We start from the raw sequence: 14,822 nt of genomic DNA on the forward strand, positions 1-14,822 counted from the left end.
CCCGGGGAGTCCTCAACATCGGAATGTCAGCGCAGCAATCATTTTACCGCGCCCGCATCTCTGGGATTTGCGGGAGGACCGTTGGCAGCCACTCATTATGCGACATCCGTGGGCGACGCATCCACTGCCCGAAGACGTGCTGCCTCTACCTGGCTGGAAGCTCAATGATGAAGGTGAATTCGCGCCCGTTGAAGGGAGGAGGCTTGCCGACATGTTGGGGCTGCCAAACCCTTGGCCGCCAGAAGGCGAAGATGAATAGATTCGACCCCTACTGCTTCCCGAGCATCGCATCCGAGATATATCGAGGGTTATATTCTGCCAACGGTTCCATCGGATCGACCCGCTCGCCCCAAATCGTCTGCCGTTCGGCAGAAGTTAGCGACCAGAATTCTGCTAGCGATTTTGCATTCGCAAAATGTGGCCATAATTTTGGATTCTCGATAACGCGAGCGATTGACGTTCGTGCTACGTATTCAACAATCGCCTCCTTTTTAAGGAGATCAAGCCTGCTTTCGCGATCAAACGTCTCAAGGTATCGGTTGACGTGAAGATGCTCGACTGCACTCCGCACGTCGTAAATCTCACCCATCAAATCGTGATGAGCTCCGATAAATAGCTCTGTCCGACTTTTAAATTGTTGTTTCGTCTTCCCCGCGTCAGGAAGGATCAGCCCGTCGATGCATCGGGCGTACTGGTGTAGGCGATCCAAAACGTCCGGGTTTGCACGCGTTTCCTGATACAGATGTATAACGCGAAACAGTCGCCACTTGTCGTCCGCGATTGACGCTTGTTCGAGACTTTTAATCTTGAGGCCAATACGTGCGCCGCTTTCTATCTCACTTGCAAGTAGCGCAGGATATGCTCGGATTTCACCCGGAACGGGCGCGTCAAAATCACCAACATCGCGCAGATTGAGTTCGCCGTTTCGCTTCGAACCGCTCAGAATTACAGGCTTATGTGACGTAGCAAAATGACTCGAAAGTAATAGACCCACGTAAAACGCACTAACTATGTGTTTGAGATCGCGATTTTCGCCATCGAGTATTTCAGGTGTCTTGGATGGCAATTTGCTCATCAACAACAGGTTTGAGCTCTCGACCTCTTCGGCCTTGATTGACCCGAGCCATTCCCTCCACTCGTTTGGAAAATTGAAGCGTCCACCCAAAACCCAGAGCCCGGGGGCTACTGCACCCGAGCGAACGGCATCTTCGGTTTTCACATCCATCGCAACGAATGCGAACTTGTCGCTGTCGTCGAACCAGTCCATAGGGCTTTCACTGTTCATACTGCCAGCGTAACTGGTACGGGTCCATTTTTGTACAAATCATTGGCGGATCGGCGCGGCCGACCGGGCTCTATTCGCCAAATGCTCACCGAGCCAAGCCGTTGCCGTGTCCGGAACGTTTGTCTCGGCCATGCGGTGACGATCCCTCGCGCAAGAAACGTTGGGGCGTGCCGCCCCTTGCCGTCAAGGCCGAGCCCTTTGGGCGAAAGCTTCGGGCCCGTGTAGTCGTTCACGCTCCGGCCCGCGCCAGCCCTTGCTTTCGGACCGTGACGGCCAACCCCGCTCATCGCCGCGTGGCTAGTCGGTTGCATGTGCAACCCGATGAACAAGGTGATGAAGATGAAGAAATGTGAGCAGAGAGTCGATCAGCAGCTTGAAGGACGCTTGAACGATCTGCGAACGCTCTGGAACGACTACAATAATGGCACGTCAGACCCCGATCTTGGAGAACTATACGAGTACGGCTTGTCGTTCGACTACGTCGCCCCAGATACGTTCGACGATCAGAGAGAAGGATATTTTCGCTATCAGATTTCATGGGGCGGGCCATCCGACGAATTCCGGTTCTTCGTCAATCCAGACCTTTCGTGCCACCGGGTCGAATACTGGTTCCTCGACTGGTTCGACGGGGCGCACCGCATTTGCGCGGGCGACGATCTTTCGCTTTTGCTCGAACTCTGGGTCTGGTTTCGCGAGACGGAAACCGCGTCAGGAGCAATGAAACAGGGCCGCCGATGAGCGGCCCTGTAATGCTTCCATCTACAGCTTCGGCGGTGCGCCGAGGTTCCGGCCTTGCAGCGATTTGATGTAGTCGCTGATGAACGTGTAGTCGGCGATACTGTTCGCCTTCATCCGCTCATTGTCGCCGAGCATAATCTTCATGATGCGGACGTGGTTCGCCGAGACGCCGCGCACGATCTCCGCCGTCATGACGACATCGCAATCGCCTCGGCGGTTCACTTTCTGAACGTCCTGAAGCGACTGCATCGCCTCGATCTCAGCCCTGCAATCCACCGGACCCGCGAGCCGCGCGGCGGGCCGCCCCTGATCGAACTGAAAGCTGATTGTGTTACCTGAGATGTGCGGCTGCGTTTTGAACTTGGCCTTCAGCGCATCAATGAGTGCCGTAACCTGCGGCTGGTCCGCATCCGGATAGTAGACATCACGTTGAATGGCGACGACTTGCTGACCCGACGAAGGTGCGCTCAGGTAAAGCATGATTGTTTCGCGGATCGGCTCCTTGCCGTTGCCCGGCAACTCCCGGCTCAGCTTGAGAACGGCGACATACGATGCCGTCATCACGCTATGACCCGGAGCCCGCAGATCGAAGAGCTTCTTCTGTTCTGTCAAACGCGGCGGCGGTTGCTCCTCGCAGCGGCTCGCGCGGGGATGACAAGGTTCAACTGTAGGAGGCTGGATGCCTTCTGCGTTCAGCTTCTCCAGCTTGGCCTTGGCTTCCACGTAACGGTCGCCAAGTTCGACGCCGAGAACGTCGGCTTGATCGCGGGGGATGTTCTGCCCCTTCGGAATGTCGAGTGTCTGCTTCCATTCGATCTGGCTTTGCGCATGAGAAAACTCAGGTGCAGCCAGCAGCAGCGCGGCGGCAATCGTATGTCGATACATGATGTGACCCCTGTTGATGCGACGCGGTCGCCGCGCGGGGCCAGGAATCGAAAAGGCCTCCGGGAATTCCGCGAGGCCTCATGTGTTCGGCGTTCAACAGAATTGCCTATTCTGTCGCATAGCAAGAACTGACTGCGGGATTCGTTGATCCCGAGTCACCTACATGCTAAGAGTTTTATCGGTATGTCGCGCCAAGGGCTTGGAAACCGGGCGTTTCGGACCGTTCAACAGAATAGGCAAGACTGTCGCACTTTTCGTCGGCAAGGCCGACGGGAGGCGCGGCAATGCAAAGGGAACTACTGGCCTGCGGAAGCCTTTATTCCGCATCCGGACAACGAAAATACCTCAATCACGACGAACGCAGACGTTTCATCGCAGCGGCCTTGTCGTGGCCGCACCCGCGCGTGACCAGCCTTTGCCTCGTCCTTGCCTATACCGGCTGCCGCATCTCGGAAGCTCTCGGTCTGACTGAAGGCTGCATCGAATGGCAGTCGGGGTGCATCGCCATCCGGTCGCTGAAGAAACGCAAAAAGCTTGTAGTCGTTCGTCAGGTTCCGGTGCCGCCGCTCTGCACGAAAGCCCTCAAGTCCGCTCACCAACTACCGGGTTCCAATCCCGACCAACGGCTCTGGGGCTGGTCGCGCAGTCGCGCTTGGCAGTTAGTGAAAGCGGTCATGCAGAAGGCTCTTATCGCGCCGGGCATTCATGCCAGTCCGAAAGGCCTGCGCCATGGTTTTGGGCTTCACGCCGTCAGAAGCGGCGTGCCGCTCAATATGATTCAACGTTGGCTTGGACACGCCAGCCTTACCACAACTGCGATCTACTTGCAGGCCATGGGCACCGAGGAACACGCAATAGCGATGCGAATGTGGTGCCCAGCCGAGAGGCGTCAGCGCAGCCCCTGAACTTGCGCCTTCAGCGTCTCGAAGAATTGTGCGCTCTCTTTGCTGTCATCGATCTCATGTGAGCGGCCACGCTCCACCACTCGAACGATCGTGTGGTCGCGACGGAAATGCTTGCCGATTTCCTCGTAACTGGCTTCCGTGGTCGCGCAGGCGAGATACATGCCCCACGTGCGGGCAGCGTGAACATTCCTTGACCGCCGTTGCGAGCGGATATCCGCGATGCTGACTCCGAAGTGCTCTCCGGCAACCCGCATTGCCAGATCGACGTGGTTCCGCGTTCTTGGCATCGGCCTTCTTCTCCGGTGGACACGGCTCCTTCAGGCCGTCCTTTCACATGGGTTCTAAGCGCGCCCGCCGCTGAAGATCAACAGGCTGCCCGATCCATTCGCGTGCGCTCCCGTGTTGCCGGTGTGACTTCGCGGACTGTTGGCCCCGCTTTTTTCGTCCCCATAAGGCCGGGCAATCAGGTCCGGTCTCCAAAATGGAGATGAAAATGACCGCTACCAAAGAAAACAATCGTCCGACCCACATCGTCTGGCAGGTGCTGGGCGAAGGCGACAAAGCCCGGTGGAACCGCATCGGCGCAGGTTGGCCGAACCGCGACGGCAAGGGTTTGAGCTTGAAGTTCGACGCCTTTCCGCTGGATGGCCGCGTTGTCGTGCGCGAGCACGAACAAACCGAAGGAGGTCAGAAATGACCTCCGTTTCCGCGCCGAGACGAAAAGACCTTGTGGCCGCTGACGAATTCGAGGCTCGGATCGAGAGAACCTTCGTGAAATCAGAAACGGTCTTCACGCTCGATGGCGAGATCGTCATGCGCCTTGAAAACGGCAGCATACAGACCAGCGATGAAATCTAGATCAGATGCGCGGCGGTCAGCCGCGCATCTTGCTTCAATATCTCGCCTCTACGCGTGGGGCTTGCAGTTCTTCAAGAGCATTCGTCAGTTCAGTTGCGACCTTGTGTGCCAGCTCGAATTTGTAGTCCTTGGACGTGAGGTGAATGATGTCCCCGTTCCGAAGGTAGAGGACCACCGAGTAAAGCCGCGCGTTCTCGCTCGACGGATCAACGTTTTGCAACATGCCGACCGACTTCACCTCTGAAGCCGAGCACGAAAGGCGCGTCCGGCGGATGCGCGGCCACGGCAAGCCGTAGGGGGCTTCAATGGGGCCGCGCTCGTGAAAAATGAATCCGCACTGGCCGAGCCTGAAGCGGAAGGCGACATACGCTGCAGGCAGGCACACTGCGGCTGCAACGGCTGCGATCCAGATATCTTTGATCGGGTTGAAAAACGAATTGATCGTGAGCGCGAGGCCGAGCCCGCCAAGACCGAGCAGTCCCATCATGACGACCTGTACCTTGGGCCGCGTCGCTTGCCACACATAGCCCGACGCGATCAGAGGCCCTCCCGGTCCCTGTCTTCTAATTGGCCCGTTCATTATGCCTCCTCCGGGCGGTCAAGACGCTCCATGTAGACTGGCGATTTTCCCGGCACGAGCAGCATCTGTCTGTTGGTCTGGCGTGCGAAATAATGCGCAATCTCCGTCGGCTCGATGAGCGGCGTCGTGACGTTTTGATCACGACGGCCAGAATCCCCATGACCTTGCGCCGAACCGCTTACAAACACGTCATTGGATTCGGTGACGCGGGTGTTGCCGATCATTTTTGAGAGATGCGCGGTCGTGGTCACATCGACGTTGCCGAATGCCTGAAGCACCCCGGCGTTGCCGATGAACGTTTCCCACGAGTTTGGATAATGCGTCTTCAACTGCGTGAAATCTTGCAACACAGACCAGAGCCTCACGCCAAACCCAGCCATGAAGCCTGCGGCGTTTTCTATCGACTGAAGATAGCCGAGCGCATTGAACTCCTCCAAGAGGAACAGAACCGGAAATCGCGGCACCGCCCGGTCTTTTTCGAGCTGAACGAAGGCCAGTTGAAGCACCATGCGCAGCCACCTTGAATGCGTAGCGAGACGGGTCGCCGGGAGACAGAGATAGATCGTAACGGGCTTCCGTTTGAGGTCGGAAAGGCGCAGAGGCGATGACGCCAGCGTGCTGGTCAGCGAGCGGGAATCCAGAAAGCGCGTTTGCTCACGTGCGGTCGAAATGATCGAGTCGAGTTCTTTGCTTTGCTTGTCGAGGAAGTTGCGGCCTGTCATTGCGATGAGATCGTCAAACCCATCCATCGCCGCCATGCGGACGAAGAGATTGTCTTCCGCCGCGTCCTTCGGATCGGCGTTCGCCAGCTTTCCTTCCTTTCCGAGTAGAAGTCTTCGCAGACGGGGCATCGTCCGTTTGCCGCCAGCGCAGGTCATGTAGAGCGCGAGCCCCGTTATCAGGTTCTTTGCCGAATCCGGCCAGTGGGGATCAGTTTTGCCGGGAATGATGATGGAATCGACGACAAGGCCAATATCATCGACGTAGGTCTCGCTGTGGGGATCGAGATCATCCAGCGGGTTATACGAGGTCGATTTCCAGCCGGACGTGCCGAATGGATCGAGCACAGCAACAGCGTGGCCCAGCGTTTCCGCACGGTGCCGGGCCGTCTTTCGGGCGAGTTCGCCCTTCGGATCGAGGATAACCGCCGAGCCCGGATATCGCAGCAGGTTCGGCACCAGAACCGTGGAAGACTTGCCCGCGCGGGTTCCCGCCACAGTTACGATGTGGCGATCATCGCCGCTGCCGGTGTCGAACGCCTCCCGGTCGGGATCGCCGAACTCCTGAGCCTCCCATTTACCCAGGACGATCTTTCCCGGACGCCATTTCCATGACGAGTCCAGTTGCCAAGGATGCGTCCAAAGCCTTTTCGGCAAACCCTCTCGTATCCGTTCGTCGCCGTAGCCGCGCGGAGGAAAAGCTGCCGTCATGATCCAGACTCCTACTGAAGGTGAAGCCCATCCCGCGCGTGAACGCGGTTTGCGTATTTGGTGAAGACCAGCACCTGACGAAGCAACTGCCTGTGCGCAGCCCGGTGGGATTGCTGCAACGCTGCAATGCGTTGAACCAAGCCCCTTTTCTCGACGCCTTGTTGCTGTATGAGGGCTTCCTGTTGCGTGCGGTCTCGCACGAAACATTCGAATGCTTCACGTTCGGTCTGACGGCGAACCGTGAACATTCGTCCCGTCACCAAATCCAGCAGCGCACCAAGGCCGCGCCGGAATCGGCCTGATCGTTCCTTGACTTCTTCCCGTCGGCGCATTGCCTGCCGATCATTCAGAAGCGCGCGTTCTTTCCGGTGATGAGAGACAAGGATACGCAGCTCTTCCAGCAGCGGCTTGATCTCTTTGGCCTTGGCGGCGCGATCCTGAGAGAGGATTTCTCCCGCCCGTCCGGTCATCCGCTTTTGGAACGAAGACCGTGCATCTGTAACGGATAGCAGCCGGGAGGCGTCTCCGAGCCGTTGGCTCAGGTCCTTTGTTTTGACACCGGACCAGCGGGAAATCGGATATACCTCGCCGCGTATATCGACGGCGACAAAGCCGCGCCGATCTCCTTTGGCGAGAATGTAGCCGTGCGCGTCCAAAGCCGAGCGGAAGCTCGCTAGGTTGTCAGACCGAGCCCACGCATTCTGAAATACCTGTTTGATTTCTCGCGGGTCGAGGTCGTGGCGTTTGGCCTGTTGCCATTCGGCCAGCGTGAAGTTGAGCGGGCTCTTCCATCCGTTTTCACGGTGCCCCTCCGGTAAATCCCATTCATGCTGGAGGTACAGTTCTTTCGACAAGGCGTTCAGCCGGGTTTTGAAGTACGGCAGGTTGATCGCCTTCATCTCCTTGGCGTCGATACGCGACCAGACAACATGCGCATGCCTACGCCCGTTCTTTTCATGAAAGACAATCGCGCGAGGCTGACCCGACAGGCCGAGAGCTGCTTCCGCCCTGTCGGCGGCTTCAAGAAACGCTTCGACGGGCACGATCTCGTCTTTTGGCGGGTTCAGGCTCAGAGAAAAGACTGGCTGACGGGATCGAGTACCCTTAGACACCGCACTCGCTTCAGCCATGGCCCCGACCAGCCCGCTTGAAACGAACCCACGCACCTCGTGAAGCGTGACGTGATGATTGTCCCGATCATTGAGGAGATGCGCGGCGAGCTTGATAGGCCCGCCGCGTTGGGAACCTTTGAGGATCATTACTCTGTCTCGGCAGCCGCGCTGAAAAAGACTTCGGGAAGCGGTGTGCGAGTGAGAGCTTCGCCGACGATCTTCATGCCGAGTGCCTGCAAAAGCAGGAGCCGCATCTCAAGAATTTGGGCGCATGCGGCCTGAAGCTCGGATTCGAGTTCCTTCGTTACGGGAAGGCTGCCTTGGTTGGCGGCTTTGGCGATTTGATTCAGGTTGCTGGAAAGACGCGACTGCCCAAGAACCCCCAGAAGTCTGCCCAGCGGTTCTGCGTCTTTCAGGGGTTGGCGTACACGGGCGCGGGCATCTTGGGCGTCACCAAGCGCACGTCCGCGAATGAACTGGCTAAGGGGCGTGGACCCTGCCAGCTCCTTCAACCGGGCCTTTTCGGAATCGGTGAATCGAATCGAAAGAGGGGCTGCTCGTTCAGCGTTTTTGCCTATATCCATAGTGGTGCTCGCTAGTATTCAAACCACCGAGCAGGCCGGGGCCCGACGCTTGTACGTCTTAGGCCGCAAAGGCTTGTGTTTCGGCGGTTTGAGCCCTAGCGCGCAGAAAAGCAGGGTAAGCGGGTTGGCCTCCGGGCCCACCATGTTTTTGTTAGCGATTTTGGATTTTTCCAAAATCAGCGTTTTCGCCGGCCACAGATTCGACGGCGTTGCTGGGGCGGATTGTGTTCGTATCAATATCGGTCAGCGCAGAAGCCGAAAGGGTCACCATGCATCGCCTTATCGTTGCGATTTTTGCGATCACTCTGTGGGCCGGGAGCGCACAGGCTCAGGTCGTGCCAGGAGACTCTCCGAATATGGGCATCGGGGCTGCGGTGTCGAGCTCACGCTCGCGGCCGCTGTTGGGAATATCCAGCCCATCGAGTCAGTACCGGCCCGGCGACGACAGTAGCTCGAGTAAAAAGGGTGCCGCGAACGCGGCTGGCCGGAAGCGCGCGAACGACCCGTGGGCCAGCATAAGGCCAACGCCAGGAGCCTCGGCACCAGACAGGCATCGTGTTGAGTAGCCGCCGCATCGGCCGGAATTAGTCGCAAAAACTATTGCTTCTGCAGACCTGACGCATTGATCGCCGTTTCGTACATTGGCAATTCACGTTGAATGACGGCGGCCGTCTCGGCCGGCGTTGTCGTTTTTGCTGTGGTGCCCATTTCGGTAAAGCGCTTGGTGACTGCGGCATCGCGACCGAACAACGTTGCCCGCTTCAACCGTCATTCGCTCCTAGGGAGTGCAATTGGGAAAATCGAGCCGCTTCGGAACTAAAGTGAGTACGTTAAGGCTGCACCTGCGGTGTAAAAGGCCGATCGATGTTAAGGTCCGAGTCTCGGAACAACCGCGCCCTGCGGAAAACCTTCGCGATCATGGGGCCGACCCCCAGCGTTTGATGTCGAAGCCGCCACCATCATGGACGCTCAAATTTCCCTGGAATATGATCGGTTCGATGAAATTCGGCGAAATCAAGGGAGTGAGCAAGCCAACCAATGGCGCGATGCTCACTCAAACAGTTCGAATAACGTCATGACCGATCATGGACACGAGATCGAGCAGTATTACGCGCAATTGCGCAGGCTGCTCTGGGACACGAGGCGTCTTGATCGCCGCGGTTTCATGGCGGCTCTGGCACGCTCCGCGCTGACAGGTGCATTTGCGGGAATGCTGCCGCGGATCGCCAACGCCGCCGACCCCGTCACTATCATGAGCTTCGGTGGATCTTACAAAGCCGCAATGATGGAGGCGTTCTGCAAGCCCTTCACCGCAAAGACCGGCGCGCCAGTGCAATATCAGGAGCCCTATAATTTCTCCCGAATACGTGCGATGCATCAGGCCAAGGCGCAGCAGATCGACGCCACTCTTGCCGTCACCGATCAGGTCACCTTTGTGGCTGAAGCAAAGATGGCAACGCCCATCGACTGGAACGTGGTCGACCGCAGCGCGCTTTCGCCCGTGCAAGTCTCGTTTCCCAACATGGTCGGCTTCGTCGTTCAGTCGAATGTGTTCTGCTACAGTCGCAAAAAATGGCCGGGAGACGATCATCCCAATTCATGGGCCGATTTCTGGGATGTGCAGAAGTTTCCGGGCCGGCGCGCGTTACGGCGCTCCCAGCCGCTCCAGATGATCGAGGCTGCTCTGCTCGCCGATGGCGTCACGGAGAGCGAATTCTATCCGGTTGATATCGATCGTGCGTTTCGCAAGCTCGACCAGATCAAACCGCACATCAAAACCTGGTGGAACGACAACTCTCAAGCCCAGCAGCTCATGGAGCAGGAGGAGGTCGATCTCATCTATATGGCCAACGGCCGCGCCACCCAGTCCATTCTCGAGAACAAGGCGCCGTTCCAGATAGTCTGGAATCAAGCAATCACGGAAGACGGCCGCTACCAAGGCTGGTTCGTGCCGGTCGGTTGTCCCAATCCGCAAGGCGGCATGAAGTTTCTCGACCTCATCGGGCGGGCCGAAACGCAAGCCGTTTTTGCCCGCATGATCTACTATTCTCCACAAAACGAAAAAGCCTACGACTTGCTGCCGCCGGACATCACCAAGGAGCTGCCGTTGTCGGCGAAAAACCGAAAGATCGCTCACATCATGAACTACGAATGGTGGAGCAAGCATTCGGTCCCGGCCCAGCGCCGCTTCGAGTCCTGGCTCCAGGGATAGTGTACTCTGCGCGATGGCTGACCCCGAGCTTTCAAAGCTTTTGAGGCCGCGCTCGGTGGCCGTGGTCGGCGCCTCTGCGCGCGAGGGGTCGACTGGTCTCCGTCTCTTGCGCCACCTTCGGATGGGCGGCTTCGACGGGCCTGTTTATCCCATCAACCCGCGCTACCCCGAAATTCTCGGCATTCCCTGCTATCGGACACTGTCCGATGTGCCCGGGCCGATCGACGCCATGTTCATTGCCCTCCCGGCGGACGCCGTACTCCCGGTGCTGGAGGAGGGCGGGCGGCTCGGCGTCGGCGCGGCCGTCGTCAATGCCGCAGGCTTTGCCGATGCAGGCCAGGATGGCACGGCGATACAGGACGAGATGGTCCGAGTAGCCACGCAGTCCAGCATGGCGCTGTGCGGGCCGAACACCAACGGCGTGATGAGTTTGCTTGGCAACGCCTATCTCTGCGGCTTCGTGCCTCACGAGGGCGCCAAGCGGGGCGGCGTCGCGATCTGCACCCAAAGCGGCTCACTGGCGAACATGCTGAGCCGGGATATCGCAGGTCTCGGATCGGCCTATGTGGTATCGGCCGGCAACGAAGCGATCCTGACGACGGCCGAATATCTCGAAGCCTTTGTCCGCGATGACCAGGTCAAGGTGATCCTGTTGACCCTCGAAGCGGTGCGCCGACCGGCCGCTCTGGCACAGGCGGCGCTCGCTGCGGCCGCCAAGGGCAAGACCGTCATTGCGTTGAAGGTCGGACGGAGCGAACGCGGACGTGCTGCGGTTCAGGCCCACACGGGCGCACTCGCCGGCGAGGACGCGCTTTACGACGCGTATTTTCGTCGGCTCGGCATTGTGCGAGTGGGCGATCTCGATGAGATGGTCGAAACGGCGGCGATGTTCGTGGCCCAGCCGCGGCCGCCGGCACATGTCGGGCTCGTGCCGATGACGTTCTCTGGCGGTCACGCCGCAATGCTCGCTGACCTGTGCGAGGATCTCGGATTGGCTCTCGCAGTGCTCTCGGAGCAGACCCGCACCAAGTTGAAGGCGATCTTTCCTTCGTGGTGGCAGCCGAGCAATCCCATCGACGCATGGGGCGATGGCTGGGACCCGCTACGCTTCGAGCAGACCTTGGAAATCGTCGCGGCCGATCCGGCAGCGTCGATGATTGTCATGACCATCATGCCGCAACCGGCACGGCGGATCAGCAGCGAGGTCGCGACCATCCTGCGCCGGATCGCCGAGCGTTCAGGCTGTCGCTGTGCGCTGATCAGCGATTCGTCTGGCGGCCCGCGCGAGCCTTCGGTCGCGGAAGTGCTCGATGGATCCGGAATCGCCTACCTGTCGGGCCTTCGCAATGGAATGACCGCGATCGCGCGCTGGGCCAAGGCGCGGCCGCCCGAGCAGGCGCCCAAAACCCCCGCCACGTTGCTGGAGGAGTGTCGCGCCTTCGTGGCGGGGTGCGGCGGCATGAACGAGCCGCAGCGTTTTGCCTTCATGACCTCGATTGGGAGCCCGATGCTGGAGAGCGAGGTCGTGAGGACAGCGGCCGATGCGGCTCGTGCCGCGCAATTGATCGGGGCCCCTGTGGTTTTGAAGGGGTGCGCGCCGGATGTGCTTCACAAATCCGAGCATGGTCTTGTGGCGATCGGGCTTGCGGATGCCGCGAAGGTGTCCGCCGCCTTCGATGAGCTATCGGCCAAGCTGAGACGGATATCGCGTTCGCCGCTGGCAGAAATCATGCTCCAGCCGCTGGCCAAAACCGGAATAGAACTCATCGTCGGAGTGAGGAACCATCCAGGGTTCGGCTCCTTGTTGGTCGTTGGCCTCGGTGGCACCTTCGTCGAGTTGCTGAAGGAGTCGAGCGAGCGGCTTGGCCCGGTGGATCAGACGACGGCGAGGGCAATGCTAGACGAAACCCGCGCCGGTCGCGTCCTGCGCGGGTTTCGGGGGCAAGGCCCATACGATATCGATGCGGCTGCGGCAGCGATTGCGGCGGTTTCGCATTTTGGCGCGGCCACGATTGGCAGTGTTGCTGCGCTGGAGATCAATCCGATGATCGTTCACAAAGCCGGCGAGGGCGTCTCTGGAGTCGATTTGGTGATCGAGTTGCAGCCGCGCGCGGTCTAAGCGTGGGACCGACGACGGAGATCAACCGTTCTTCCGCGCTTCTCGTCCTTTCTTCGAACGCGGCCCCATTGGCTCAGGTTGGAATGGCCCGTCGCGCATTTGCAGATACGCTTTCAGACCTTCATTGCGCTGGGTTTCGAAAAGTTTTTCTCGATAGTCGTTGTGTGAACAGTGCGCCATTGCGCCGAGGGCGCCCTCCAGCAGCAGGCCCGAATAGAGGCCAGACGCCTGGATGCCGAGCATCGTGATGGCCTTGTTGAGCCTCACCGAGGGCTCCGGCACCGTGGCGATGCGTTTGGCGAGCGCCCGCGTTCGATCCATCAGTTCATCATGCGGCACCACCTCATTGACCATGCCGATGCGCAACGCCTCCTGGGCGTCGAAATGATCGCCGGTCAGGCCCCAGCGGTTGGCGGATTTCCATCCGCACAGGGCAGCCAGCAAAAAGGTGGAGTTGGAGATGTGCCGGACCTCCGGTTGTGCGAACACCGCCTTGTCCGAAGCAATCGTGATGTCGGCGGCGATCTGGTACCAGAAGCCGCCACCCATCGCCCATCCATTGACCGCGGCGATGATCGGCTTTCCGAGCCGCCACATATGGGTCCACTGGGTGACGCGGCCGCCGTCGTTGCGTTGCCAGTACTCGATGAACTCCGCGATGGACTTGCCCTTGGGGTCCGATTTGCGGGTGCCCTTCTCGTTTTTCTGGCCCTGGTCGTACCCCGCGCAGAAGGCCGCGCCGTTTCCGGTGAGGATGATGACGCGCACCGCCGGGTCCGCATCGGCCTCGTCGAACCTCCGGTGCATCTCGGCCTGGACCTCAGGCGTCAGTGCATTCATGCGATCCGGGCGGTTGATTGTGATCGTGGCGATGCTGTCATCGACCGAGTAAAGTATGTCCTGTGTCATTTGTTACCCTGTGAGTTTTCGCGACTGAATCTGCAGTGATCGATTTAGGATTGCAGCCAACGCTCCATCCGGCGCTGCACCTGGACGTAGTTGTCGGCCCACCATTCCGCATTCATGAGATGGGCGACGCGCAGGTTGTCCGGATGGGTCGGCAATTGCGTCGCCACCTCTGGCGCCAACAGATCGAATGCCTTTGAATTGAGCGGCGCGTAGTAGAGCAGGCGTGCAAAAGCTGCCTGCGGTTCCGGACGTGCGACGAAATCGATGAATCTCATGGCGCCGGACGGATTGGGGGAGCCAACGGGCACGACCCAGCCCTGACGGTCGCTTTCAGTGATGGCCTCGTTCCAAACGATCGCGAATGGCGCGCCGTTGTTGATCGACTCGGTGGCTCGCCCGTTCATCATCGTGATGAGATCGACCTCTTCCTGCTCCATCAGTTGCTGGGCCTGTGCGTTGTCCGACCACCAGGCCTTCACATGCGGTTTGATGCGGTCAAGCGAGCGGAAGGCGCGGTCGATATCCAGCGGATAGAAGCCTTCTTCCTTGACGCCGTCAGCCTTCAGCGCGGCGTCGATGGTCCAGATCGGCGGAGCCCGGCGGACGGCGCGGCGGCCCGGAAATTTGTCCACGTTCCAGAAATCGGCCCAGGATCTCGGGTGATCGTCGCCCGGCCATTTCTTTTTGTTGTAGCAGATCACCATTGAGAGCGTGTAGCTGCCGACCACGTTCGGCGCACGAAGTTGCGAGGCTGAAAGCTGCGACCGGTCGACGATATTGAAATCGATCGGCATCAGCATGTTGGAGCGGTTGGCGAGGAGGATCTCGGCGCCCTGGGCCGAGAACACGTCAATCTGCTGAGCCTTGGCTTCGTGCATCGCGCGCACCCGCGCGAAGCTGTAAGGTTCCTGGTACTGCATTGGAATTCCGGTCTTGGCCGTAAAGGGATCGCCGAAGGCGGTCTGCGCCGCGCGTTTCCAGGCGCCGCCGAACACGAAGGCTGTGACCGGCGTTTCGGCCGCTCTGGCACCGCCGAGCGAGAGGCCGCCGAGAGCCGAGACAAGCGCGGAGCCTTGTGCCGCGGCAGCCAATGCCTTGATGAAGTCGCGCCGCCCCATCCCGCGGGTTTGCTTAAGGACGCTCCGCAGGCGGAGACAGGCATCTTCGACATCACCGCGATCATAAGACATTCGCAATTCTTTCTG

The 14,822-nt window shown here is 59.3% G+C and carries 16 protein-coding genes; 6 read left to right on the plus strand and 10 right to left on the minus strand.

The window, feature by feature from the left end; translation table 11 throughout:
- Positions 1-268: 268 nt before the first annotated feature.
- A complete protein-coding gene (locus RHPLAN_RS11020; RefSeq protein ID WP_157100211.1) occupies positions 269-1,267 on the minus strand; it encodes a hypothetical protein in 999 nt (332 codons plus the stop codon).
- Positions 1,268-1,606: 339 nt separating this feature from the next.
- On the opposite strand from RHPLAN_RS11020, the gene RHPLAN_RS11025 reads away from it, so the two are divergent.
- Positions 1,607-2,023, plus strand: a complete 417-nt coding sequence (locus RHPLAN_RS11025; protein WP_068017273.1) for a hypothetical protein — start codon at positions 1,607-1,609, stop codon at positions 2,021-2,023.
- A gap of 21 nt (positions 2,024-2,044) precedes the next feature.
- Here RHPLAN_RS11025 and RHPLAN_RS11030 read toward each other — a convergent pair whose 3' ends face one another.
- A complete protein-coding gene (locus RHPLAN_RS11030) occupies positions 2,045-2,908 on the minus strand; it encodes a hypothetical protein (RefSeq protein ID WP_068017275.1) in 864 nt (287 codons plus the stop codon).
- Positions 2,909-3,192: 284 nt separating this feature from the next.
- Here RHPLAN_RS11030 and RHPLAN_RS11035 point away from each other — a divergent pair, with 284 nt between their 5' ends.
- Positions 3,193-3,813, plus strand: coding sequence for a tyrosine-type recombinase/integrase (locus RHPLAN_RS11035; protein WP_068017278.1), 621 nt, complete (start codon positions 3,193-3,195; stop codon positions 3,811-3,813).
- On the opposite strand, the gene RHPLAN_RS38330 is transcribed toward RHPLAN_RS11035, so the two are convergent.
- Positions 3,798-4,100 (minus strand): helix-turn-helix domain-containing protein, encoded by a 303-nt coding sequence (locus RHPLAN_RS38330; protein ID WP_084244677.1) that lies wholly within the window; start codon positions 4,098-4,100, stop codon positions 3,798-3,800. The two genes, RHPLAN_RS11035 and RHPLAN_RS38330, sit on opposite strands and share 16 nt — an antisense overlap.
- Positions 4,101-4,300: 200 nt before the next feature.
- Between RHPLAN_RS38330 and RHPLAN_RS11040 the strand changes: the two genes are divergently transcribed.
- A complete protein-coding gene (locus RHPLAN_RS11040; protein WP_068031021.1) occupies positions 4,301-4,510 on the plus strand; it encodes a hypothetical protein in 210 nt (69 codons plus the stop codon).
- Positions 4,507-4,671 carry a hypothetical protein gene (locus RHPLAN_RS39280; protein WP_157100212.1) on the plus strand — a complete coding sequence of 55 codons (165 nt, stop codon included), beginning with the start codon at positions 4,507-4,509 and terminating at the stop codon, positions 4,669-4,671. The genes RHPLAN_RS11040 and RHPLAN_RS39280 overlap by 4 nt, the downstream gene beginning before the upstream one ends.
- 34 nt (positions 4,672-4,705) lie before the next feature.
- On the opposite strand, the gene RHPLAN_RS11045 is transcribed toward RHPLAN_RS39280, so the two are convergent.
- From RHPLAN_RS11045 to RHPLAN_RS39285, 5 genes are all read right to left on the minus strand, one after another.
- Entirely contained in the window at positions 4,706-5,158 is a 453-nt protein-coding gene (locus RHPLAN_RS11045) for a hypothetical protein (protein WP_157100213.1), read from the minus strand.
- 92 nt (positions 5,159-5,250) lie between these two features.
- Complete coding sequence (locus tag RHPLAN_RS11050; RefSeq protein WP_068017285.1) at positions 5,251-6,681, minus strand: type IV secretory system conjugative DNA transfer family protein; 1,431 nt, start codon at positions 6,679-6,681, stop codon at positions 5,251-5,253.
- 11 nt (positions 6,682-6,692) lie between these two features.
- On the minus strand, positions 6,693-7,940 hold the full coding sequence (locus RHPLAN_RS11055) for a relaxase/mobilization nuclease domain-containing protein (RefSeq protein WP_068017288.1): 1,248 nt from the start codon (positions 7,938-7,940) through the stop codon (positions 6,693-6,695).
- Positions 7,940-8,377 carry a plasmid mobilization relaxosome protein MobC gene (gene mobC / locus RHPLAN_RS11060; RefSeq protein ID WP_068017291.1) on the minus strand — a complete coding sequence of 146 codons (438 nt, stop codon included), beginning with the start codon at positions 8,375-8,377 and terminating at the stop codon, positions 7,940-7,942. Before mobC ends, RHPLAN_RS11055 begins: the two co-directional genes overlap by 1 nt.
- A gap of 597 nt (positions 8,378-8,974) precedes the next feature.
- Complete coding sequence (locus RHPLAN_RS39285) at positions 8,975-9,142, minus strand: hypothetical protein (RefSeq protein ID WP_157100214.1); 168 nt, start codon at positions 9,140-9,142, stop codon at positions 8,975-8,977.
- A 196-nt stretch (positions 9,143-9,338) separates the two neighbouring features.
- Between RHPLAN_RS39285 and RHPLAN_RS11065 the strand changes: the two genes are divergently transcribed.
- Together RHPLAN_RS11065 and RHPLAN_RS11070 are read left to right on the plus strand one after the other, a co-directional pair.
- Positions 9,339-10,589, plus strand: a complete 1,251-nt coding sequence (locus tag RHPLAN_RS11065; protein ID WP_084244681.1) for an ABC transporter substrate-binding protein — start codon at positions 9,339-9,341, stop codon at positions 10,587-10,589.
- A 13-nt stretch (positions 10,590-10,602) separates the two neighbouring features.
- Positions 10,603-12,708 (plus strand): acetate--CoA ligase family protein, encoded by a 2,106-nt coding sequence (locus RHPLAN_RS11070; protein WP_084244683.1) that lies wholly within the window; start codon positions 10,603-10,605, stop codon positions 12,706-12,708.
- A gap of 21 nt (positions 12,709-12,729) precedes the next feature.
- On the opposite strand, the gene RHPLAN_RS11075 is transcribed toward RHPLAN_RS11070, so the two are convergent.
- Both RHPLAN_RS11075 and RHPLAN_RS11080 read right to left on the minus strand, forming a co-directional pair.
- Complete coding sequence (locus tag RHPLAN_RS11075) at positions 12,730-13,617, minus strand: enoyl-CoA hydratase/isomerase family protein (RefSeq protein ID WP_068017300.1); 888 nt, start codon at positions 13,615-13,617, stop codon at positions 12,730-12,732.
- Between the two features lie 44 nt (positions 13,618-13,661).
- On the minus strand, positions 13,662-14,735 hold the full coding sequence (locus tag RHPLAN_RS11080) for a polyamine ABC transporter substrate-binding protein (protein WP_198164836.1): 1,074 nt from the start codon (positions 14,733-14,735) through the stop codon (positions 13,662-13,664).
- Positions 14,736-14,822: the final 87 nt, after the last annotated feature.

The sequence above is a fragment of the Rhodoplanes sp. Z2-YC6860 genome (assembly GCF_001579845.1).
Classification (GTDB): Bacteria; Pseudomonadota; Alphaproteobacteria; order Rhizobiales; family Xanthobacteraceae; genus Z2-YC6860.